General features: G+C 67.9%; 23 protein-coding genes and 5 pseudogenes. 11 read left to right on the top strand and 17 right to left on the bottom strand.

What is annotated here, in order from left to right:
• Window positions 1-31 precede the first annotated feature (31 nt).
• From istB to tnpA (L7N97_RS29155), 4 genes and pseudogenes are all read right to left on the bottom strand, one after another.
• Window positions 32-773: pseudogene (gene istB, locus L7N97_RS29140) on the bottom strand (IS21-like element helper ATPase IstB).
• Window positions 774-787: 14 nt separating this feature from the next.
• A pseudogene (gene istA / locus L7N97_RS29145) lies at window positions 788-2,300 on the bottom strand (IS21 family transposase).
• Window positions 2,301-2,559: 259 nt separating this feature from the next.
• Window positions 2,560-2,907 carry an IS66 family insertion sequence element accessory protein TnpB gene (gene tnpB, locus L7N97_RS29150; protein WP_237482872.1) on the bottom strand — a complete coding sequence of 116 codons (348 nt, stop codon included), beginning with the start codon at window positions 2,905-2,907 and terminating at the stop codon, window positions 2,560-2,562.
• Window positions 2,904-3,296, bottom strand: coding sequence for an IS66-like element accessory protein TnpA (gene tnpA, locus L7N97_RS29155; RefSeq protein WP_237482874.1), 393 nt, complete (start codon window positions 3,294-3,296; stop codon window positions 2,904-2,906). Before tnpA (L7N97_RS29155) ends, tnpB (L7N97_RS29150) begins: the two co-directional genes overlap by 4 nt.
• 93 nt (window positions 3,297-3,389) lie before the next feature.
• Here tnpA (L7N97_RS29155) and L7N97_RS29160 point away from each other — a divergent pair, with 93 nt between their 5' ends.
• Together L7N97_RS29160 and L7N97_RS29165 are read left to right on the top strand one after the other, a co-directional pair.
• Window positions 3,390-3,857: a ParA family protein gene (locus L7N97_RS29160; protein ID WP_237482876.1), complete on the top strand. Its 468-nt coding sequence runs from the start codon at window positions 3,390-3,392 to the stop codon at window positions 3,855-3,857.
• Between the two features lie 4 nt (window positions 3,858-3,861).
• Complete coding sequence (locus tag L7N97_RS29165) at window positions 3,862-4,083, top strand: ribbon-helix-helix domain-containing protein (RefSeq protein ID WP_237482879.1); 222 nt, start codon at window positions 3,862-3,864, stop codon at window positions 4,081-4,083.
• A 127-nt stretch (window positions 4,084-4,210) separates the two neighbouring features.
• On the opposite strand, the gene L7N97_RS29170 is transcribed toward L7N97_RS29165, so the two are convergent.
• The 3 genes from L7N97_RS29170 to L7N97_RS29180 all read right to left on the bottom strand — a co-directional run bounded on the left by L7N97_RS29170 (window position 4,211) and on the right by L7N97_RS29180 (window position 5,007).
• Entirely contained in the window at window positions 4,211-4,408 is a 198-nt protein-coding gene (locus tag L7N97_RS29170; RefSeq protein WP_237482881.1) for a hypothetical protein, read from the bottom strand.
• Window positions 4,409-4,515: 107 nt separating this feature from the next.
• Window positions 4,516-4,734 (bottom strand): hypothetical protein, encoded by a 219-nt coding sequence (locus L7N97_RS29175; protein WP_237482883.1) that lies wholly within the window; start codon window positions 4,732-4,734, stop codon window positions 4,516-4,518.
• A gap of 33 nt (window positions 4,735-4,767) precedes the next feature.
• Entirely contained in the window at window positions 4,768-5,007 is a 240-nt protein-coding gene (locus L7N97_RS29180; protein ID WP_237482884.1) for a DUF6894 family protein, read from the bottom strand.
• Between the two features lie 158 nt (window positions 5,008-5,165).
• On the opposite strand from L7N97_RS29180, the gene L7N97_RS29185 reads away from it, so the two are divergent.
• The gene (locus L7N97_RS29185) at window positions 5,166-5,465 is read left to right on the top strand and encodes a hypothetical protein (protein ID WP_237482569.1); all 300 of its coding nucleotides are present in this window, start codon (window positions 5,166-5,168) and stop codon (window positions 5,463-5,465) included.
• Window positions 5,466-6,735: 1,270 nt separating this feature from the next.
• Window positions 6,736-7,176, top strand: coding sequence for a DUF6894 family protein (locus L7N97_RS29190; protein ID WP_237482886.1), 441 nt, complete (start codon window positions 6,736-6,738; stop codon window positions 7,174-7,176).
• A 64-nt stretch (window positions 7,177-7,240) separates the two neighbouring features.
• Here the strand turns inward: L7N97_RS29190 and L7N97_RS29195 are convergent, their stop codons facing one another.
• Window positions 7,241-7,480, bottom strand: a complete 240-nt coding sequence (locus L7N97_RS29195; protein WP_237482888.1) for a DUF6894 family protein — start codon at window positions 7,478-7,480, stop codon at window positions 7,241-7,243.
• Between the two features lie 184 nt (window positions 7,481-7,664).
• Here L7N97_RS29195 and L7N97_RS29200 point away from each other — a divergent pair, with 184 nt between their 5' ends.
• The 5 genes from L7N97_RS29200 (at window position 7,665) to L7N97_RS29220 (ending at window position 11,951) form a co-directional block, all read left to right on the top strand.
• The gene (locus L7N97_RS29200) at window positions 7,665-7,862 is read left to right on the top strand and encodes a helix-turn-helix domain-containing protein (RefSeq protein WP_237482890.1); all 198 of its coding nucleotides are present in this window, start codon (window positions 7,665-7,667) and stop codon (window positions 7,860-7,862) included.
• Between the two features lie 1,015 nt (window positions 7,863-8,877).
• A complete protein-coding gene (locus tag L7N97_RS29205) occupies window positions 8,878-9,279 on the top strand; it encodes a GntR family transcriptional regulator (RefSeq protein ID WP_237482899.1) in 402 nt (133 codons plus the stop codon).
• The gene (locus tag L7N97_RS29210) at window positions 9,267-9,554 is read left to right on the top strand and encodes a hypothetical protein (RefSeq protein WP_237482901.1); all 288 of its coding nucleotides are present in this window, start codon (window positions 9,267-9,269) and stop codon (window positions 9,552-9,554) included. Before L7N97_RS29205 ends, L7N97_RS29210 begins: the two co-directional genes overlap by 13 nt.
• 611 nt (window positions 9,555-10,165) lie before the next feature.
• Complete coding sequence (locus L7N97_RS29215; RefSeq protein WP_237482903.1) at window positions 10,166-11,143, top strand: flagellin N-terminal helical domain-containing protein; 978 nt, start codon at window positions 10,166-10,168, stop codon at window positions 11,141-11,143.
• 220 nt (window positions 11,144-11,363) lie between these two features.
• Window positions 11,364-11,951, top strand: a complete 588-nt coding sequence (locus L7N97_RS29220) for a chemotaxis protein CheB (RefSeq protein ID WP_255722523.1) — start codon at window positions 11,364-11,366, stop codon at window positions 11,949-11,951.
• A gap of 24 nt (window positions 11,952-11,975) precedes the next feature.
• Here L7N97_RS29220 and L7N97_RS29225 read toward each other — a convergent pair whose 3' ends face one another.
• The 6 genes and pseudogenes from L7N97_RS29225 to tnpC (L7N97_RS29250) all read right to left on the bottom strand — a co-directional run.
• Window positions 11,976-12,197 carry a hypothetical protein gene (locus L7N97_RS29225; protein ID WP_237482906.1) on the bottom strand — a complete coding sequence of 74 codons (222 nt, stop codon included), beginning with the start codon at window positions 12,195-12,197 and terminating at the stop codon, window positions 11,976-11,978.
• The gene (locus L7N97_RS29230) at window positions 12,194-12,439 is read right to left on the bottom strand and encodes a hypothetical protein (protein ID WP_237482908.1); all 246 of its coding nucleotides are present in this window, start codon (window positions 12,437-12,439) and stop codon (window positions 12,194-12,196) included. The genes L7N97_RS29225 and L7N97_RS29230 overlap by 4 nt, the downstream gene beginning before the upstream one ends.
• A 108-nt stretch (window positions 12,440-12,547) precedes the next feature.
• Window positions 12,548-12,742, bottom strand: a complete 195-nt coding sequence (locus L7N97_RS29235; protein WP_237482712.1) for a hypothetical protein — start codon at window positions 12,740-12,742, stop codon at window positions 12,548-12,550.
• Between the two features lie 125 nt (window positions 12,743-12,867).
• The gene (locus L7N97_RS29240; RefSeq protein WP_237482909.1) at window positions 12,868-13,278 is read right to left on the bottom strand and encodes a Ros/MucR family transcriptional regulator; all 411 of its coding nucleotides are present in this window, start codon (window positions 13,276-13,278) and stop codon (window positions 12,868-12,870) included.
• A 219-nt stretch (window positions 13,279-13,497) separates the two neighbouring features.
• Window positions 13,498-14,493 carry a hypothetical protein gene (locus L7N97_RS29245; protein ID WP_237482912.1) on the bottom strand — a complete coding sequence of 332 codons (996 nt, stop codon included), beginning with the start codon at window positions 14,491-14,493 and terminating at the stop codon, window positions 13,498-13,500.
• A gap of 283 nt (window positions 14,494-14,776) precedes the next feature.
• Window positions 14,777-15,390, bottom strand: a pseudogene (gene tnpC / locus L7N97_RS29250) (IS66 family transposase); the annotation flags it as partial.
• 683 nt (window positions 15,391-16,073) lie between these two features.
• Between tnpC (L7N97_RS29250) and ltrA the strand changes: the two are divergent.
• Window positions 16,074-17,006 (top strand): group II intron reverse transcriptase/maturase, encoded by a 933-nt coding sequence (gene ltrA / locus L7N97_RS29255; protein WP_237482914.1) that lies wholly within the window; start codon window positions 16,074-16,076, stop codon window positions 17,004-17,006.
• Between the two features lie 396 nt (window positions 17,007-17,402).
• Here the strand turns inward: ltrA and tnpC (L7N97_RS29260) are convergent.
• The 3 genes and pseudogenes from tnpC (L7N97_RS29260) to tnpA (L7N97_RS29270) form a co-directional block, all read right to left on the bottom strand.
• Window positions 17,403-18,464 (bottom strand): annotated as a pseudogene (gene tnpC / locus L7N97_RS29260) (IS66 family transposase); the annotation flags it as partial.
• Window positions 18,465-18,538: 74 nt separating this feature from the next.
• Window positions 18,539-18,885, bottom strand: a pseudogene (gene tnpB / locus L7N97_RS30650) (IS66 family insertion sequence element accessory protein TnpB).
• Window positions 18,882-19,271 carry an IS66-like element accessory protein TnpA gene (tnpA, locus tag L7N97_RS29270; RefSeq protein WP_237477091.1) on the bottom strand — a complete coding sequence of 130 codons (390 nt, stop codon included), beginning with the start codon at window positions 19,269-19,271 and terminating at the stop codon, window positions 18,882-18,884. Before tnpA (L7N97_RS29270) ends, tnpB (L7N97_RS30650) begins: the two are co-directional and overlap by 4 nt.
• A gap of 94 nt (window positions 19,272-19,365) precedes the next feature.
• On the opposite strand from tnpA (L7N97_RS29270), the gene L7N97_RS29275 reads away from it, so the two are divergent.
• Window positions 19,366-19,729 (top strand): hypothetical protein (locus L7N97_RS29275; RefSeq protein WP_237482918.1); only part of this gene is annotated, 364 nt, incomplete at its 3' end.

Raw genomic sequence — 19,729 nt, forward strand, 5'->3', positions numbered from 1 at the left:
GGTTCGTAGATCGGTCGAGGAGTGTTTCGGGTCAAGCCAGCTGGTCGGCAGGGCGGTGCTTGCGCAGGCTGTCGCCGGACAACGCGATCCGGTAGGCGTTGTGGATCAGGCGGTCCAGCACGGCATCGGCCAGGGTCGGGATGGCGATCATCTCGTACCAGCGGTCGACCGGCACCTGGCTGGTGATCAGCACCGAGCCGGCGTCGTAGCGGTCCTCCACGATCTCCAGAAGGTCGCGCGCCTGCTCGGCGCTGAGGGGCTCAGGGCCCCAATCGTCGAGGATCAGCAGCCTGGCGCGGGCGAGCTGCTTGAGCAGTTTGGCATAGCGGCCGTCGCCGCGCGCCAGACCGAGCGCCGCGAACAGGCGCGGCACACGGTAGTACAGGACCGACAGGTCCTCCCGGCAGGCCTTCTGGCCGAGCGCGCAGGCGAGCCAGCTTTGCCGACACCGCACGGCCCGGTGATCACCGGTTGCGCCGGCTTCGGATCCAGTCGCAGCCGGACAGCTTGAGGAACAGGGCACGGTCGAGGCCGCGATGGGCGCGGTAGTCGACATCCTCGACGCTGGCCGGATGGCGCAGGTGGGCGGCGCGGGCGCGGGTTTCGAAGCGCTTCTGCTCGCGCAGGGTCTTCTCGTGCTCCAGGATGATGCCGAGCCACTCGGCGTGCGTCAGCGCCTGCGCTTCCGGGTTCCCGTCCAGGGTCTTGTAGCCCTGCGCCATGCCGTGCAGGCCGAGGCCGTGCAGAAGTTCGAGTGTGGGATGAGCAAGCATCGTCAAGTCTCCTATCAGTGGAAGTAGCCTGCGCCGCGCAGGTTCGGATGATCGATGATCTTCGTCGTTTCTGTTATTCGAGACTTTCGGTCGAGGTTGTTGGCAATGATGGAGGCGATGCTCTTGTAGGTGAGCGCACCGATGGCCGTGGCCCGGGCGGAGATGGCCTCGGCCCGAGCTGGGGCGAGGCCGCGAAACAGGCGCAGCACGCCCAGGCAGGTGCGGAAGCCCTGCTCGGGATGGGGACGCCCGCGCAGGATGGCGATGACGAGGCCCTCGGTTTCGGGGCCGATCTCCCGGCCCCAGCGCTCGAAGCGGGCCGGCGTCCATTCCGCGTAGCGCCGGTGAGCGCTCGGCATGTGCTCGACGTCGGTGCCGTGCCGGGCGCCGCCATAACGCCGGTCGTGGGCGGCGACGCGCTGGCCGCGGTGGAACACCTCCACGGTGCGCTCCGTCAGGCGCACGTCCACCTGCTCGCGGATCAGCGCATGGGGCACCGAGTACAGGAAGCCGGCAGCCTCGACGTGGTAGTCGAGGTTGACCCGTGCCAGCCGCCACTCGGCAAAGACGTAGGGTGCCGACGGCAGGGGCAGCAGGGCGGCCCGCTCCACGGCCTCGAACAGCGCCCGGCGCGTGGTGCCGAGGCGGCGCATGGGGTGGGCGTTGATGCGCTCCACCATGGCCGCGATGGCGGCGTTGCACTCGGCCAGCGAGAAGAACGTCTGGGCCCGCAGGCGTCCCAGGATGTAGCTCTGGGCGAAGCGGACGCCGTTCTCCACCTTGGCCTTGTCGCGCGGCTTCCTCGGCCGGGCCGGCAGCACGCCGATGCCGTAGTGCTCGGCCATGGTGCCGTAGGAGCGATTGATCTCCGGATCGTAGAAGGACGCCTTGTTGATCCCGCTCTTGAGGTTGTCGGGCACCACCGGCGCGGCACGCCGCCCAGAAAGTCGAACAGGCGCACGTGGGCGCCGATCCAGTCCGGCAGCGCCTGGGTCCACGTCGCCTCGGCGTAGGTGAGGCTGGAGGCGCCCAGCACCGCCACGAAGATCTCGGCCTGTCTCACCACGCCGGTGGCGGGATCGACGATGGGCACGCGCTTGCCGGAATAGTCGACGAACACCTTGTCGCCGGCGGCATGGTGTTGGCGCATCACCGGCGTGACACGGCGTTCGAACTCCTGTAAAGATCACAGAAGCGCGAGTAACCGTAGCCGCCGGGCTCAGATACACGATACTCTTCCCAGAGAACCATCAGGTTGACGCCGGGCCTGCGCATCTCGCGCACCATCGACGGCCAGTCTGGCTCGACGCGTCGTCTGACGCCTTGCTTCACGCCGACGCGGTCGAACAGCCGCTGTTCGAGGACGGCGTCGGTGATCTCTTCATCGATCGGCCAAGCCAAGCCCGCCGCTGACGCACGGGCGAGGTTGTCCTGGACGGTGGACCGCGCGATGCCGAGCGTTCGGCCGATCTCGCGGGCGCTCACCCCGTCGCGGGCGAGCCGGAGCATGTGTCGGATCTGTCGCATCGTCAGCTCTCTCCTGGCCGGCATCCCGATCTCCTCGCGTGGGGGGGCGAGGCAGGGTGCCGCGGTTGCTGACCTGCGGGGACGCTATTGCCGGATCAGGGTGGCCGGCTTCATCTCGGAACGGTGGCCGGCATCAAATCGGAATGGCGGCCGGCTTCATCTCGGAATCAGTGGCCGGCTTCGATCGGAATCCGCAATCATGGATCTTCACTGAATGCCAGGGATTTGTAAGTCGATACTGTTGAAAACGATCCTACCCTCATCCCGCTCGGCTCGGCCGCCAGGTCTGCTGCGGATGGCGCCAGTCTATGCCTTCGAGCAAGTAGCCGAGTTGCGCCGGCGTGATGGCCACGCTCTCGCCCACTGTGGCGGGCCACACGAACCGGCCCCGTTCCAGGCGCTTGGCGTAGAGCGACAGGCCGAGCCCGTCGTGCCACAGGCACTTGATCAGGTCGCCGCGCCGGCCCCGGAACACGTACAGGTCGCCCGCGAACGGATCGCGCCCGAGGCCCTGCTGGACCAGCAGCGACAGCCCGTTCATGCCGCGGCGCATGTCGGTGTGGCCGGCCGCGATCCACACCCGGGCGGCAGACGGGACCGGGATCATCGCCGGTCCAGCACGTCGAGCACGCGGGCGAGCGCCTCGGCGTCCACGGCGCCGTCCACCACCACGCGACGGCCCCGCCCCACTTCGATCACCATGCGGCCCTGCGCGGCCTGCCGCGGCCTGCTTCGACGCGGCGCTGCCTTGGCTTCAGCGGCCGGCTCTGGCACCACCACAGCGGGCACGAAGGCTGGCACCGGATCGGGAGCAGCACGCTTGACCTTCAGAGCGCGACGCCACGCCATCAACAGCGACCGGGAGATGCCGTAACGGCGAGCCGTCGGCGACACCAGCCGCGGTGCCTCCAGGCACTCCGTCACGATGCGGAGCTTCTCGTCCTCGGACCAGCGACGGCGGCGCCCGAGTTCGACGACATTGAGCTGCTGGGCCAAGGCTCTGACCTTATGGACGTCAATAAGGGCAGATCTCAGCCGCGAGACGCTCCTCCCACAAGGCGGCCTTCACCGCAGGGATACGTCGAGAGCGTGCAGCCGGCGCGGCTGGGCAAGGTGCTGGCCCACGCCCGCGAGATCGGAACGGGCGCGCTCATCATCGACACCGCGCCACACAACGAGGCCGCGGCGCTTGACGCCGCTCGCGCGGCGGACCTCGTCATCGTGCCGTGCCAGCCGTCCATCATGGACCTGCGCGCCATGCGGAGGACCGCCGACCTCCTCCGCCTCGTGAAGGTGCCGGCCGTCGCCGTGCTGAACAGCGTCCCGTCCTTCGGCGCCGTCGCGGACGAGGCGGCCGAGATGATCTCCGACGCGCTCGGCCTGCCTGTCTGCCCGGTGCGGATCGGCGACCGCGTGGCCTACAGCCGATGCTTGATCTCCGGCCAAGTCGCGCAGGAGGTCGAGCCAAGGGGCAAGGCGGCCAGCGAAGTCGAACAACTCCGCTTGTGGACAGGTGAACAGCTTGGCATGTCCGCACGCGCACAGTCGGACAGGTGAACACATGAATCGTTTCGCGAGCGGCTTGGGCGGCATCAAGAAGGCTCCCGGCCAGCCGCCGAGCCGGCAGGGCAAGGTCGCCATCTCGGCTTATTTCGACCCGGCCGTGAGGAAGCAGCTCGCCATCCTCGCCGTGAAGGAGGATCGGTCACAAGCCGCGCTCTTGGCCGAGGCGCTGAACCTGCTGTTTCAGCAGTACGGGGAGCCGCCCATCGCCAGGGCGTGAACACCCGAGCATGTGAACATGCGAGCCAGCGCACATAATCCCTTTCACCCTTGTGCGGCCCACGCCCTGAACACGGCCTCCTGGGTCGTGGTGGCCCTGCCGCTTCCCACCCGCCGGCTTCGCCGTTTCACCCCTCCCCGAACCGCCTCAACGCCTGCTCAGGCCTCCGCGCAGGCTGGTCCAGGATCTGTCGCGCCTCCTCGACGGCGACGTCGATCACGTTGTTGAGCGGCTTCACGGCCGCCGTCTTGCCGGTGACCTTGCGGAGGCTGAGCAGGGTTGCAAGCGCGGTCCTGACCGCTGCGATGGCATGGGCTGTCGGCATCGGCAGGTTGTAGCGCCGCGCCGGTTGTGGGCAAGGTGTGGGGCTGAGCGCGATCTGCGTCGTGTGAGGCCCGCGGTCCGGCAGGACGCGACCTGGTCGGGCCGCGGTCACCCCATGTTCGCCCGCGGCGCCCTCTCCGCGAACCGCCCCGGATGCCCGAGGTCGGCGGCGAGCTGCGCCAGCGCCTCGGCGGCCCGCGCCACGGCCGCGTAGTGAGCCCCTCCGATCGTCAGCCCGGCCATCTCGACGCACAGCGCGCAGTGGATCGGCGCGACTTGGTCGAGCAAGGTCAGGGCCGGCAGGCGCCCGGAGCGGCGGGCGGACATCAGAACGGCGCCTCAATGAGTTAGCTCTGGTCCTCACTGGACCGTCAGCAGGTCGACGACGTTCACGTCGACGCGCACCAGCGGCCTGCCACATCCGTCCGTCACGGACAGATGCCATGCTCCATCGTCGTGTACCAAGGACGCCCGGTCGAGCAGCATGCCCCCGGCCAGTCGGACGGCTTCGGTTCTCGCGGCTCGAACGTCGGGGAGATCGATGCCTTCTTCGTCCAACGCTTCTCTGCCGTTGTGGACGTAGAAGTGAAAGCGAGGCATGCGCGTTCTCCGGTGATCGGAAGCGCACAAGGCTCGCTCAGCCGCCGGTGCCCGATGTTCGATCCGACGATGGTCCTGCAACGGATGCGGCTTGTCGCCGGTTCGCGTGGCTGAATCATTTTCCCTGCGCGTTGGTACGGGGTGTAGGAGGCCTGTCCATGCCGGATTCCCCACCGACCCGCCGGTACTTCACCGAAGCGGCCCGCATCGCCGCTGCTGCGGCCAGAAAGGTAAAGCAGGAAGCTCCTGACGCGTTCGGTAAGCCGGAGCTGTTCATCGTCAAGGCGGGCACTCACGCCTTCACATGGGAGCTGCGCAGGTTCGGCGGCGTGGTGCTCCAACGCGGGCCCGAGGCGTTCCCGAGCCAAACCCTCGCGCGGGCTGATGGCATGCTGGCTCTGGCCGCGCTGTGCGCCTCGCCTGATCTGCCGACGTTCAAGCGAGAGCTGCGGCCGTAGGCATCCGGCCGGGAAGACGCGGGGCAGGTCAGCACTGGTGGGCGGGCGGGGTCGAAAGGCTCCGCCCGTTTCGCGTTGAAGCGCTGGCCTCGCGTCAGTTTGACACAAGGCCCCGGTCTGGGCGTGATGGGCGATGGTCCGGCGCGAGTCGCGGCGGCCGAACGGAGCAACGATGGCCGGATAGGTCGCTGAAACGAGAGAAGCCCCCACGCTTGCCGGCGAGGAGGCTTCTGGAATTGATGGGCTAGGAACCCTGAACAGTTCCGACGCTCTCACAGCACCCCGCGGGGTGTCAACGCGAAACCGCACGGTTCCGCGATCTAGGACGCACGCGCCGACGACGGCCCCAGCTTGGGGCAGGGTTCATGTTTGCGGACGACATCAGGCGAGCCCTGCCGGGCACGCCACGGGAGCGGCTTGCTGATCTGTCGGCGGCCGTGTGGAAGGGCTTTGCCTGCGGTGCCGTGTCCGAGGAGGACGCGCAGAGGCTCGCCGAGGAGATCGCGGCGCGCAAAGCGGTGCCTCCAATGCCGGCCGAGCCCAGGCGTCGGGTCGGATCTCGGCCGCGCTCGCCGGCCGCGATGGAGCGACGCCGGCGTTGGACGTCGTCGGGGTGGCTCCCGCTGCAGATCGCGGCGCGGTTCACGACGGCGAGGCTGCCGCCCTGTCCGCCATCGCCGCCGAGGTGGCGCGCCGCGGCCTGTGCCGGCTCTCCGTGTGGAGAGCCGACAGAGACCACCGGTTCGGAAAGCGGAGTTGCGCTGCCCAGTCCTACCCTGTCGCCCACGTCGATCATGCTGAGGAGCACAGAGGCTGCCGACTTCAGGTAGGCCAGAGAGCGGTCAGCCTGGCAGAGGACCTGACGACTTCTGGCAACAGTCGCATGCGCTCGCTGCAGGGTGGCTTGGTCAAGTGCCTGGATCGCTGCAATGTGGGAGGCCAGCCAGCTACGCCGCTGTCGAAGCCGTGATGACCCGGAATGACCGCCAATCGCAGCGTCCGCGAGCAGCATGATGCCCGTCACCCCCGGGGTGACGTGAACGGCCCGGATCTGAACGGCTGACGAACGGATGTCTGACGGGGTCCCGTCGTGATGAAGGAGGTCGGTCAAGCCTTTGGCCCTCGTACGGGCAATCTGGCTACACCGGGGATCCCGCCAGAGGCTTAACCTGTGATAGTTTCCGAGCGCACAAGACGCGCCTATATGACCTGATTGGGGTCATTCCGGCGGACTGTCATACATCTCCAGAGTGAACGTGAGGTCCGACCTATGCCGACCTTCTACTTCGATGTCTACGATGGCCAGAAAGCAACATACGACGAGTTTGGGGTCGAGCTGCCAAATTTGGACGAGGCGACCGATGAGGCGGCAGCCCTCCTGCCGGAGTTAGCCAGGGAGGTCATCCCTAGCCAGCAGTCCAACAGCTTCGGCGCAGCCGTGAGAGACGAGAACGGCAAGATCCTCTACCGGGCGGTGCTGCTGTTCCAGGGACAGAGAACAGCGGACGACGACAAGGCCTACTTGGCGGCCCTGTCGGACGCGCGCCGTCAAAGCCTGCGTAACGCCGACCTGAAGGCGACGGCGCGCGTGCTCGGGGATCGCCTCATGCGAAACGTCGACCACCTGCTGACAGTCCTGGACAGCTCGAAGGCGCAGATCGAGGCCAGCCACAAGGCAGTCATACCTCGCGGACCGGGCGGAGCCCTCTGAGCCTGATATTCGCAGGGGTGGGCGCTCTCCATGGCCGTGCGGTCGGCCACCAAGAACGATAACCTCAGTCGGAATCGCCGATCTCCTCATAGGTCATCTTGCCCCGGTACACGACCCGGCCCGCATCGTCCCGCACGTCGCAAGTGACGGTGTGCATATGAGCGACCAGCGGCTCTTCGAGAATGATGTCCGGCAGGATGATCCGCGCCTGTTCTACCGCGTCACCGAGAGTGGCTAACTCGTCCCCGACGCGGTCGCGATGCAGGCCACGGCTGTCCTGCACGTCAAAAAAGTACCGCGGCACAGAGCCGGTCCCCCGAAATCGATTTCACGCCGGGCCTCGTTTACCTCAACAGGGTCGCTCCACAACCCAGACGATTGCGACTCAGCTATGTAACCATGTGCTGGGTTAGGCCGAACGGCTCTCCCGCAGAGAGGACTGTATGCCTGATCGAATTTCGCCTGCTCAGCTTCGTGCCGCACGCGCCATGGTCGACTGGTCCATGTTGGACCTCGCGAAGGCTGCCAAGCTTTCGATCTCGACGGTGAAGCGCTTCGAGCGTGATGGGCACCAGCTCGTCTCGGCTGAAGCTATCGCGATGATGCGAGACGCCCTTGAGACGGAACAGGTGCGCTTCCTGCCCGACGATGGAAACGGACCAGGCGTGAGGTGTCGGCGACGTTGAGATTTGGACGCCGATGGCGGCAGGGCCGTGGTGATCGTGGTCTCGCGAGGCGCCGACCTGGGCTTGGTGCCCAAGAGTCGTGGCTAGATCGCTGTGCTGACGCGCGACACCCTCACCCGAGAAAGCTTCACGCTGCTCGTGCGGAGCACGCTGGCGGCGTTTTCCGTCCTTCGACTCAACCCGCGGCTCGGTTGCGAAATTGCCGCCCACGAGGCTGCTACGACGTCGATCCGCACGTGACCGGGCAGGGCTCATCGAATAGGTCCCCCATTGCCCGCTGCACCCGTGCCGTGACGGGCCGGCGGTGATGCTCCGGCGCCCCATGCAGGATGTGACATCGCTGACACAGCGAGGCGAGGTTGCCCGGCGCGTCGTTCGGCACATCGTGGTCGAGGTGGCAGACCGACAGGAACACGCGAGTGCGCCGCATCCGGAGAGCCGTGGTGTGCGGCGGCGGCAGGCACCAGTGATGCCGCCCGGTCCCACAGCGCCAAGCGAGCGCGTCCTCGTCCCACCACAGGCCGTCGCCGAAGCACAGGACCTCGCGCCCGTGGGGCCGCCCGCAACACCCGCACCGGTCGCCAGCGCGGCCGAGCCGGATCGACTGCGGAAGATCGCACCCGTTCAGGACATCAGGGCCATGATGGCGGACGAGGGTGGGCAACTAGGCGGGCTCGGGCGTGGACGAGCCCCGAGGCTACGGATCGGCGCTGGAGCGGAGCCGTGCGGCGGTGGATGGATAGAACGTCGAGCTAGGCGCCCCGTGGGACGCCCGACCTGCGAACTTGCGCAATCGCGCAAACTGACCCGGATGCTTGGCTCAGGTCGGAGTCGCCTGGGGGAGGCCTTCGCCTGCGGGGCGGTGTCCGAGGAAGACGCACAGCGTCTCGCCGAGGAGATCGCGGCGCGCAAAGCGGTGCCGGTCCGGCCGGCCGAGCCCAGGCGGCGCGTCGGGTCCCGCCCCCGGTCGAGCGAGAGCGTCGAGCGCCGCCGCCGGTGGGTCGCCTCGGGATGGATGCCGCCGCATCTCGCGGTACGGTTCACGGCTGGCGAGCTATCGGCGCTGTCCGTCGTGGCCGCCCAGGTGGCGCGGCACGGCCGCTGCGACTTGGCGCTCGACCACATCGCGTCGCTGGCCGGCGTCGGCCGCACCACCGTGCGCAACGCCCTCGCCGAGGCCCGCAGGCTTGGCCTGCTCACCGTCGAGGTGCGCCGCCTCCGCGCCTTCCGGAACGACACCAACGTGGTGCGGATCGCCTCGCCGGAGTGGCAGGCCTGGATCTCGATGCGCCGCTCGGCGCCGGGGCAGGGGGTGGGCACAAAACCGTGCGCCGCACGAGGTACAGGTATTTCCTTCGAGGGTATGAAGGGCGGGGCGCAGGCCGCTCGACGGGAGACGAGGCGATGGTCGAGGTGATCACCGACGGGCTCACGGGTGCCTCGATCGTAGCGGGCCTATGGGCCGTGTGGCTCTGGTGGTCCTCAACAAGAATGTTCCCGTTCAATCCGCAGTGGGGAATCGGCAAGGAACCCGTCACGTCGGAGCCAGCCTGGAGAGCCGAAACCGCGCTGTTCATGCAGGCTGTTGTTCGAGCGCGAGACCTCACCGGCAGGGCGGCGCTATGGGCAGCGGTGGCGATCACGCTGCACGCCATCGCCACCGTATTCGGCCACCTCTCCATGCCCGGATAATGCCCTGCGCCGCCCCTTCGGAGCCCGCTGACGGCATTTTCGGCCTCTCGGCGCAGAAGTAGCGGCCAGGGTGCAAAATCGCCGTCCACGGGGCTCCTGCGCTTCAGTGCGTAGGGTGTGACGTCCCTTCGCTTGTGGCCTTTCGGTGGTCCTTTGTTGCCCCTTGTGGCCCTCGCCAGCACGACCTCCGTCCGGAGCAAGCAATGCCCTCCCGACTACGTGGGAAGGGCGCTTGGCCTTGCTCGCTCCGCTCGGGTCGGCATGAACGCGGCGTCAACCACACCGCCCCATGGTGTCCCGGTCAGTCGCGCAATCCGCCGCGGCTGTCGGGTCGGGGGAGGCCGCGTCCGTACTGGCCTCCCCCAGGCGCCTCATGCGATTGGGTATGCTTCCTCGAACATGCATCCGAGTGCGCGTCAGGCAATGTAGATCATCTCCCGGCGGCGTTGGCGATCTGCTGCATCGTCCCAAGAGTGACGCCGCTGACAGACGGCTGTGAGGAGCACACTGAACGGGCTATGCGTTAACTACCATCATGGGTGGAGTCGGTAAGGGTTCGATGTGATCTTAGTTCAAGTCGTCCGGTGACGAAGGCGGCTGGGAGTGAGAGATTGACCGCGAGCATCCTCACCAACTCGTTCGCCATGACGGCGCTACAGAACCTGTCTGCGACCCAGGAAGCGCTCAACACCACACAGTCGCAGATCTCGTCCGGCCTCAAGGTTGCGACGGCGTCCGACAACGCGGCCTACTGGTCGATCTCCTCCACGCTGAAGTCCGACACGGGCGCTCTCTCCTCCGTGTCGGACGCGCTGAACCTCGGTTCGTCCGTGGTCGGCACCGCGACGGCGGCCGTCACCTCGACACTGACGCTGCTCAACAAGATCAAGACCGACCTCGTCACCGCCCAGCAGCCCGGTGCATCGCTGGCAGCCGTGCAGACCGACATCACGGCGCAGCAGCGCAGCATCGTCGCTGTGCTGGCCTCGGCGTCGTTCAACGGGGTGAACTTGGTCGACGGATCGTCCGGCGCATCCGCGTCCTTCGTGACCTCATTCACACGCAACGCCTCGGGCACGACGAGCGTCGGTAAGACCTCGCTCTCAACCGCAGGAGGTTTCGTCGCAGGCCCTCAGATCGCCGGAACGCAGCTCGTCGGTGTGGGTGGGCTGCTCTCCACCGGCTATCTCGCCTACTACGGGCTCAGCTCGGGAGCCTACGGCACCGCAGGCACCGGCACCGGGGCAAATGCTTATCAACCTGCCAGCCTGTTGTCGTTCAACATCACGTCGGCGACGCCGAGCGACCTGAAATTGCTTCAAGCTGCGGTGGACACCTATCTCGGGTATGTGACCACCGTCGGCACTATGATAGGCGCCACTCAGACCACCATCACCAACCAGCAGTCCTACGTCTCGTCGTTGTCCGACGCGATCACCTCGGGCGTCGGCTCGCTGGTGGACGCCGACATGAACGTCGCCTCGACGCGCCTGCAGGCCCTGCAGACTCAGCAGCAGCTCGGCATTCAGGCCCTGTCGATCGCCAACCAGAACAGCCAGCTCATCCTCAAGCTGTTCCAGGCGGCGTAGCAATCGAGCATTTCCACCTACACGGCCCCGTGAACAGGTCCCCGCACGCCCGCCGGGCCCGCACCGTAACGGCTCTCCGCCGCGCGTGCTCCGGCGCGTCGTGCAGGAGGTGGCACCGCTAGCACAGCGCGGCAGGCTGGGCCGATGCGGAAAGGCCGGAGCGACTATAAGCAGGTTCGCCCCATCGGACCCGGCCCGTGATGCTGACCGTTCCCCGATCATGGCACCCCGTCGCGACATCATCGTCATCGGCGCCTCGCGAGGCGGGGTCGACGCCCTGCGCAGGGTCGTGGGCAACTTCCCCGTTGATCTGCCGGCCGCGGTGCTGATCGTGCTTCACACGGCCCCGGACAGCCCCATGGCCATGGCGGACATCCTCGGGCGAAGCACCGCCATGCCGGTTGACTATGCTGAACAGGGCAGCAGGATCGAGCCGGGCCAGGTCTACATCGCGCCTCCTGGATGGCACACGGCCGTGGTCGCGGAGAGCGTCCTCGAGCTGCACCACGGCGAGCCGGTCAACTTCTCCCGGCCTGCCGTGGACGTGCTGTTTCGATCCGCAGCCCAGGTCTACGGCTCGCGCGTCATCGGCGTCGTGCTGACGGGTGGCGATCACGACGGCACCGCCGGTCTGCGCGCCATCAAGCTCGCCGGCGGCATCTCGGTCGTGCAGAAGCCCCAAGGGGCTGTCGACCCCGGCATGCCGATGAGCGCCATCTACGGCGACAGCCCCGACCATGTGGTGCCGCTCGGCGAAATGGCGAAGCTGCTGGTGCGGCTGGTCGGATTCGGCAGGATGCCGTCCTGAAGACTGGCTATGCGCTTCGAGAACTCAGGCGGCGGCAGCCCCATCCCTCGCCCGCCCCTCGTACACCTCTGCGAGTTTCACGAGGTAGGCTTCCTGCTGCAGGTGTGCGCCCGCCACTTCGACGCTCGATGCTGCCAGGGCTCTGGCCGACTGCTCGGCAGCACGCTCATGGGCGATAGCAGCCAAGCGTGCCCATCGATCCGTTGCCTGACGGCTCGCGTTCCCGACCGCCCTGAGGACCGTCATGCAGCCAATCTCGACGCGTTCGCCGCGACGTACTCCCGGTAGCGACCGATCACCATAGCGGCCGTGGCGCCTCCGCAGAGGCTCCCCGCGGCCTCGACGAATGCGTCGACCTTCTCACTCACCATCAGCTCAGCTTCGTGCTGCGCATCCGGTCCACCGAAGGTCATCTTCATCAGGCGAAGGCCGATGACACCGTTGGACTCGATGGAGAGCATCGTCGCCGCGTACCAGGGAAACAGCATGAGACTGCCTTTCAGACAGCGTCATGCTGCGGTGCAACAATGGTCGTCATCGAATGGATGTTCAAAGGGATTAAGCCACAGGGGAGGTAGGACATCCGGCAGATAGTCTCACATGGTTTTGCGCATGTGCTTGGCCGAGTGCTTCACGTGCCGCGAGCTGACCGTGGAGTCCCCGGCGTTGGACGAAGCTCCGAAGCCGCCAGCCTGCGAGTTGTGAGCCGTGGCGGCGTTGGCTGAGCCCGCTGTGACGGCAAGCGGCGAGGCAATCAGGAGGGCGGCGGCGGTGATGCGGAGAATGTGCATGAGCGTGTTCCTCTATGGTCCGCATAGAGGACAGATTGCTATCCGTGAAAGTTGCTTCGATCTTCGATGCACCACCATGAAATGTAGGCCCACATGAGCCGCCGCCGGCTTGAACGGTACAGGCGTCACCGCTTCCGGCGCTGCTGTCCGAGCCCGATGGTCTTCGCCAGTTCGCTGCGCTGACGCGCGTAGGCGGGCGCCACCATGGGATAGTCGTTCGGGAGACCCCACTTCGCCCGGTACTCGCCCGGCGTCATGCCGAGCCCGGCGAGGTATCTCTTCAGCGACTTGAGCTTGCGACCGTCCTCGAGGCTGATGATGAACTCGTCCGTGACGGACTTCTTGATCGGGACGGCGGGCTCTCGCTTCTCCGGTTCCACCGCGGCGGGCTCGGGCTCGCCGATGGTCGCGAAGGCGGCGTGGACCGACGCGATGAGGGCGGGGATCTCGGCCGGCGGGACGTGGTTCTGTGCGAGGTAAGCCGAGACGACCTCGGACGTGATCTCGACGAGGGCGACGGGTGCTGTGTCGGACATGCGGTCTCTCGCGTGACGATGGCGGCATGCCACCGATGGGAGAACGTCTCAAGTTCCGCAGATTGAGGTGGCTGACCAGCATGGGCTACCTCTGGCCGGCGAACGATCCTGAAATGGCCCAGCGCCGCGCGTGCGGAGCCCGCTGGCTGGCCCCGGGACTCTCCGGGGGCGGAGTAGCGCGTAGGGATCGAGACGGGTGTCCACGGGGCTCGGACGCGCTCATTCCTCCCCGAAGCGGCCCCCGAGCAGCGCCGCCGCACGCTCGGGGCCATCCTCGGGCGCCAGATAGTGCGCGCGATACGAGGTGAATCCGTCGAAGTCGGCCGGCAGGAGGTTGGTCGCCGCGCACTCCCGCATGATGCGCCGGCCGTGCGCGATCACGTTCCGCAGGCGCCGATCGTCATCGGGGCTGCGCGGGAAGTCGACCGCGCAGGCGTCGAGGTAGTCGGGCAGCGTCTCCACGGTGGCGTTGCCGGGTCGGGCGGGGATGCGGAGCGCCATCAGACGGTCCTTCTCCTGCGTCAGCTCTGTCCGCATGGGCTCGTTCGGGTCGGGAGCGCCGTAGGTCCGCGACTGGAGGGGCAATAGCCGCTCCTCGATGTCGTGAATCACCCGCACCTTCATGTGCACGGCAGCCGACTGGACGACGTACAGGATCTCCTGCGCGAGGCTATCAAGCAGGGGGCGCCGGAACTCGGCCGCCTCCGCGTCGGTCAGCTCGGCGGCGCCGATGCTCTCGTTCAGCGTCGCCATGACGGAACGCCGCTCGGCTATGGGCAGGGTCCGCGCCTGCAGGAACCCCTGCCGGATCGAGGACCGCGCCAAGGTCTTGAGCTGGTCGAGCGTGATCTCGGCCTTCCGGATCTCCTTCCTGAGCTGCGCCTTGACGCCGAACGCCTCGATGGCGCGGAGCCGGGGCAGGGACAGAGTCAGCATCGAGAGCAGGAAGAGACCGGCCAGGGTCCCCGCGATGTCCACGTGACCGCGGGTCGCGTAGACGGGAGCGAGCGCCAGGAGCCCGACGGCGAACAGCGCCAGGAGGATCTGCACAGCATCCTCCACCGCCTTGCGTAGATCCGCCATCGTCCTGATGTTGCCCACCCGATCCTCCACCGCGCGCCGATGCGCAACCCGATGCTGCCACGGCACGGGATCACCTGCCACGCTCCGACACCATGCTTGATTGCACGCTCCGGTGGAGCGCGCTAGCGTCAAGCTACCCCGGCCGAATCGGGGTAGCCCGGACCGCCGCCATGCGCCTCGCCCTCGCATCCATCGTCGTGACAACCGCGATCACAGCGGGATTGGCAACGGCTTGGGCCGGGTCACCCTTCTACGAACTGACCGAAGCGCAGAAGCGCAAGATCGTGGTGCCCGACATCAAGGCGCTGACCTACTGCGTCGCGGTACGCCTACGGCGAGGGCCGCGGAAACGGGGCTTGCGGGTTTCGTCGCGGCGTGATCGCGGGTCGGGAAGGCCCGGGGCTGAGCGTCCGGGTCAGGCTGCGGCGTCGAGGCTCGCCAAGGCGGCCGAGGTCGGCTTCCAGTTCCACGGCAGCAACTCGGCGAGGCGCTGGGCCGGGTGAGACGCGATGCGGCCGAGCACGTCGGCCAGCCAGGCCTGCGGGTCGACGTCGTTCAGCTTCGCCGTCACGATCAGGCTGTTGAAGAAGGCCGCCCTCTGTCCGCCGCGGTCCGAGCCGGCGAACAGCCACGCCTTGCGGCCCAGAGCCAAGCCGCGCAGGGCCCTCTCGGCTGCGTTGTTGCTGAGGCACACGCGCCCGTCGTCGAGGAAGCGGGCGAAGGACGGCCAACGCTCGAGCATGTAGTCCATGGCCCGGGCCACCTCGGCACCGCGCGGCAGGCGGGCGCGCTCGGCGCGCATCCAGCCTTCCAAGGCCGCCACGATCGGGGCGGAGCGCTCGTGCCGCGCCGCCAGGCGCTCGGCCGTTGGCCGGCCGTTCACCTCCGCTCGATGGCGAACAGCTCGTCCATGCGCCGCACGGCTTCGAGCGCCAGCGGCGCGATCACCGCCACCTTCTTGCGGGCCCTCTGGCGCGCCGCGGCCTCGATGTCGGCCAGCTCAAAGAACTTCCTCCGCGCGTGGGCCCAGCTTGCGTCAGGGTAAGCCCTGGAAAGGAGGACGGATGTGACCTGAAACCTTTCATCGTGATCCAGAGGGTTCGACACCCTCCCGGTAGAGGCGGAGCCCGCCAGCCGGAAGCGAGTCTTGCATGGGCGGCGGCAACGCCGCTCGTGAAGCGTATACAGCGGGTACTGAAGCCCTGCCGTAAGCCTCGAGATCATGAAAGCGTCGAAGCCTTCGCCGTGTTGGGTGCGGGGGCAGCACCGGGACGGCCGTCATGGTCAGGCCGTCCGGTTCGACCGGGGTCTTGGAGCAGGGCAAAGGTACGGGATGGGTCACCTGGGAACCTGAGAGGTCCCGCCGACACCCGCGTGGAAACCGCCGGAATGGGAGCGCCGGCTCAACAAGGCTCCAGGCCCGGTCGCCGGCTTGGCGACGACCGGGAGCGCTTCGGCGAGCACGAAAAGCCAGGACCATGCGGAAGCCCGAGGCGAAGGCATAAGCCGAAGGCCGAGTGCGGCGGGACGTCGTAGCGGCTTCATAGTACCGCCGAGGGCGGGGAACCGGGCTCACCGGGACCCGCCGGAGGAAGGGGCCGCCGCGCGCGATGAACCATTGACGGGAAACACGGGAGAGAACCCTGCGTCTCACAAACCTGTCCACGAAACGACAATGGATAGCCGATCTGGCGAGGACGCATCCCGAGCGGGTGCTGACCTCGCTGCACCACCTGATCGACCTCGACTGGATGGCCGAGGCCTATCGCCTGACGCGCAAGGATGGCGCGCCGGGCATCGACGGTGTGACGGCCAAGGACTACGAGGCGAACCTGGAGGCCAATCTTTCGGACCTCATGGCGCGCATCAAGTCCGGACGCTACGTCGCGCCGCCGGTGCGTCGGCATCTCATCCCCAAGGCGGATGGGTCGATGCGGCCGCTCGGCATCCCGACGTTGGAAGACAAGGTGGCGCAGCGGGCGATCCTCCTGCTGCTGGAGCCGATCTACGAGGCGGAGTTCCTGCCGTGCTCGTACGGCTTCCGGCCGGGACGCTCGGCCCATGATGCCCTGCGCGCTTTGCGCACGGGGTTCATGGAGCAGGGGCTCCGCTGGGTGGTGGATGTCGATATATCGAAATATTTCGACACCATCGACCACGGGCACCTGCGAAGCTTCCTCGACCGGCGAGTCACGGACGGCGTCGTCCGGAGGATGATCGACAAATGGCTGAAGGCAGGGGTGCTCGACAAGGGCGTCCTTCGCCGTACGACGGGAGGCACGCCCCAGGGTGGTGTGATCTCGCCGCTGCTCTCGAACATCTACCTGCATTACGTGCTGGACAGATGGTTCGAGACCGTGGCGCGGCCGCACCTGCGGGGGCGTTGCCTGCTGGTTCGCTACGCCGACGATGCGGTGATGGCGTTCGAGGACCACGCGGCCGGCATCAAGATGCTGGCCGTGCTGGGCAAGCGGTTCGGCCGGTACGGGCTCACGCTCCATCCGACCAAGACCCGCTTCGTGGATTTCCGGTTCCGGCGCCCGCAAGGGTGCCATCCGAGGCAGCGGGAACGACGTTCGACTTCCTCGGCTTCACCCACGTGTGGGGAAAGTCGCGCAAGGGCAGGAACGTCGTCGCCCAGGTGACGGCCAAGGACCGTTACGCGCGGGCGCTCGCGTCCGTGAACGAGTGGCTCAGGCGAAACCTGCACCGCCCGTTCCGGGAGCAGCATACGCGTCTGTCACGGGTGATCCGGGGACACTGCGCCTACTACGGCATCACCGGCAACGGCCGGCGGATCCGTTGGTATCACAACCAGATCGTACGGGCCTGGAGAAAGTGGCTCGCGCGGCGCGGCCGCCACAGCAACCTGCCGTGGCAGCGCTTCCGAGCCATGCTCGCGCGGTACCCTTTGCCCGCGGCCTTGATCGTCCACAAGTACGCCGCTCCTTGAGCGAACCATGCGCGCGAAGAACCGGATGCGGGAAATCTGCACGTCCGGGTCTGTGAGGGGCGGGGATGGGAACATCCTCGCCTACTCGGCACGCGGCCTCGATGATCGGCGCGGGCTTGCGCCCGCCCTCGTAGAGCCTGCCATAGCCCCCGTAGGCGTCGGCCTGCAGCACCCCGGTCCAGCCGGCGAGGTGCGCCTGCGGGTGCTCGCCCCGCCGGTCGGGCGAATAGCGGAACAGGGCCGCCGGGGGATCGGCGCCGCCGAAGGGCTGGTCGTCGCGCACATAGACCCATACGCGGCCCGTGCTGGTCTTACCCTTGGCCAGCACCGGAACGGTGGTGTCGTCCCCGTGCAGCCGCCCCGCCGCCATCACGTGCTTCTCGATGAGCCGGAACAGCGGCTCCAGCACACCCGCGCAGGTGCCCACCTGGTCGGCCAGGGTCGACAGGCTGAGCGGCACGCCTTCCCGGGCGTAGCGCTCGGCCTGCCGGTTCAGCGGCTGGTGCTGGCCGTATTTCTCGAACAGCACCATGGCGAGCAGGCTCGGCCCCGCCCATGCGCGTGGCACGGCGTGGAAGGGCGCCGGCGTCTGGCTGACGCCCTCGCAGGCGCGGCAAGCGAAGCGCTCGCGCACGGTCTGGATCACGGTCCAGCTGCGCGGCACCACCTCCAGCGTCTCGGTGACGTCCTCGCCGAGTCTGGACAGGCGCGTGCCGCCGCAGCACGGGCAGGCGCCCGGGCCCGGCACCACGACGCGCACGCGCGGCAGGTGGGCCGGGAAGGGCTGGCGCGACGGCTTCCGACGCTCCGTCGGCGCCGGTATCGCGGCCTTGGCAGCGGCCTTCTCGGCCGCGAGGGCGTCGGTGGCCGCCGAGGCCTCGAGTTCCTCGAGTTGCAGCTCGTACTGGTCGATGAGGCGCTGCGTGCGCTCGGAGCGCTGGCCGTAGAGGGTCCGGTTGAGCCTGGCGATCTCCAGCCGCAGGTGGGCGATCAACGCGGCGTCGCCCGACAGCTGCGCCCTCACCGCGGCCGCCTCGGCCTCGGCGCGATCGGCTGCGGCCCGGGCTTCGTCCGCGCGGGCTTCGGCGGCCGCGAGGGCTGCGCGCAGCGCTTCGACGTCGATCTTCTCGGACTTGGGCCGCTTCGCCATGAACAGAGCCGATCATAGTTCTTCGAACAACGCCAGAGTGGCGAGCATCGATAGTGTTGATAACAGTCCCGTCTTCATCCTGCTCGGCTCGGTCGCCAAGTCTGCTGTGGATGGCGCCAGTCTATGCCTTCGAGCAGATAGCCGAGTTGCGCCGGCGTGATGGCCACGCTCTCGCCCGCCGTCGCGGGCCACACGAACCGGCCCCGTTCCAGGCGCTTGGCGTAGAGCGACAGGCCCAGCCCGTCGTGCCACAGGCACTTGATCAGGTCGCCGCGCCGGCCCCGGAACACATACAGGTCGCCCGCGAAGGATCGCGCCCGAGGCCTTCCTGCACCAGCAGCGACAGGCCGTTCATGCCGCGGCGCATGTCGGTGTGGCCGGCCGCGATCCACACCCGGGCGGCGGACGGGGCCGGGATCATCGCCGGTCCAGCACGTCGAGCACGCGGGCCAGCGCCTCGGCGTCCACGGCGCCGTCCACCACCACGCGCCGCCCCCGCCCCACCTCGATCACCATGCGGCCCTGCGCGGCCTGCCGCCGAGCCCTTCGAGCCATTGGCTTGGCCTCGGAAAGGGTTTCGGGCACCACCACGGCGGGCACGAAGGCCGGCGCCGGATCGGGAGCAGCACGCTCGACCTTCAGCGCGCGACGCCACGCCATCAACAGCGACCGGGAGATGCCGTACCGGCGAGCCGTCGGCGACACCAGCCGCGGTGCCTCCAGGCTCTCCATCACGATGCGGAGCTTCTCGTCCTCGGACCAGCGACGGCGGCGGCCGAGTTCGACAACGTTGAGCTGCTGGGCCAAGGCTCTGACCTTATGGACGTCAATAAGGGCAGATCTCAGCCGCGAGACGCCCCTTCCACAAGGCGGCCTTCACCGCAGGATACGCGTCGCGCGAGTGACGCTGGCGGACCCGGACGGGGCGGTCCAGTACCGCGCCGGCCTCCTGGCGAACTACGTCACGCGGCAGCTCCAGCGATGCCCGCGCGAGATGAACGCGCTGCTTGAGCTCTACGAGTCCACCTACGGCGACGGGGAGGCTGAGCGCTTCATCCAAGGTCCCTACAGCTCCGACCTGCCGCGGGCCGTCTTGTCGGTGATCCGGCCGCAGCTCGACGCCAAGGTGGAGGAGGCGAAGCAGGCGGAGCAGGCCGCTTATTCGGAGGAGCTGGCCCGGCAGTCCGAGGCCGATCGGCGGATGGCAGAGGAGCGCGCTGCCACCGCGAGGGCTGAGGCGGATACCAAGGCGACGGAGGCCAGGG

It is taken from the genome of Lichenibacterium dinghuense, from assembly GCF_021730615.1.
GTDB classification, from domain to species: domain Bacteria; phylum Pseudomonadota; class Alphaproteobacteria; order Rhizobiales; family Beijerinckiaceae; genus Lichenihabitans; species Lichenihabitans dinghuensis.

Coding starts and splice junctions, on each gene's coding strand:
- tnpB (WP_237482872.1), bottom strand. CDS start 2,907: ATGATCCCGGTCCCGTCTGCCGCCCGGGTGTGGATCGCGGCCGGCCAC.
- L7N97_RS29165 (WP_237482879.1), top strand. CDS start 3,862: ATGAATCGTTTCGCGAGCGGCTTGGGCGGCATCAAGAAGGCTCCCGGC.
- L7N97_RS29170 (WP_237482881.1), bottom strand. CDS start 4,408: ATGCCGACAGCCCATGCCATCGCAGCGGTCAGGACCGCGCTTGCAACC.
- L7N97_RS29175 (WP_237482883.1), bottom strand. CDS start 4,734: ATGTCCGCCCGCCGCTCCGGGCGCCTGCCGGCCCTGACCTTGCTCGAC.
- L7N97_RS29180 (WP_237482884.1), bottom strand. CDS start 5,007: ATGCCTCGCTTTCACTTCTACGTCCACAACGGCAGAGAAGCGTTGGAC.
- L7N97_RS29185 (WP_237482569.1), top strand. CDS start 5,166: ATGCCGGATTCCCCACCGACCCGCCGGTACTTCACCGAAGCGGCCCGC.
- L7N97_RS29190 (WP_237482886.1), top strand. CDS start 6,736: ATGCCGACCTTCTACTTCGATGTCTACGATGGCCAGAAAGCAACATAC.
- L7N97_RS29200 (WP_237482890.1), top strand. CDS start 7,665: ATGGTCGACTGGTCCATGTTGGACCTCGCGAAGGCTGCCAAGCTTTCG.
- L7N97_RS29205 (WP_237482899.1), top strand. CDS start 8,878: ATGCCGCCGCATCTCGCGGTACGGTTCACGGCTGGCGAGCTATCGGCG.
- L7N97_RS29210 (WP_237482901.1), top strand. CDS start 9,267: ATGGTCGAGGTGATCACCGACGGGCTCACGGGTGCCTCGATCGTAGCG.
- L7N97_RS29220 (WP_255722523.1), top strand. CDS start 11,364: ATGGCACCCCGTCGCGACATCATCGTCATCGGCGCCTCGCGAGGCGGG.
- L7N97_RS29225 (WP_237482906.1), bottom strand. CDS start 12,197: ATGACGGTCCTCAGGGCGGTCGGGAACGCGAGCCGTCAGGCAACGGAT.
- L7N97_RS29230 (WP_237482908.1), bottom strand. CDS start 12,439: ATGCTGTTTCCCTGGTACGCGGCGACGATGCTCTCCATCGAGTCCAAC.
- L7N97_RS29235 (WP_237482712.1), bottom strand. CDS start 12,742: ATGCACATTCTCCGCATCACCGCCGCCGCCCTCCTGATTGCCTCGCCG.
- L7N97_RS29240 (WP_237482909.1), bottom strand. CDS start 13,278: ATGTCCGACACAGCACCCGTCGCCCTCGTCGAGATCACGTCCGAGGTC.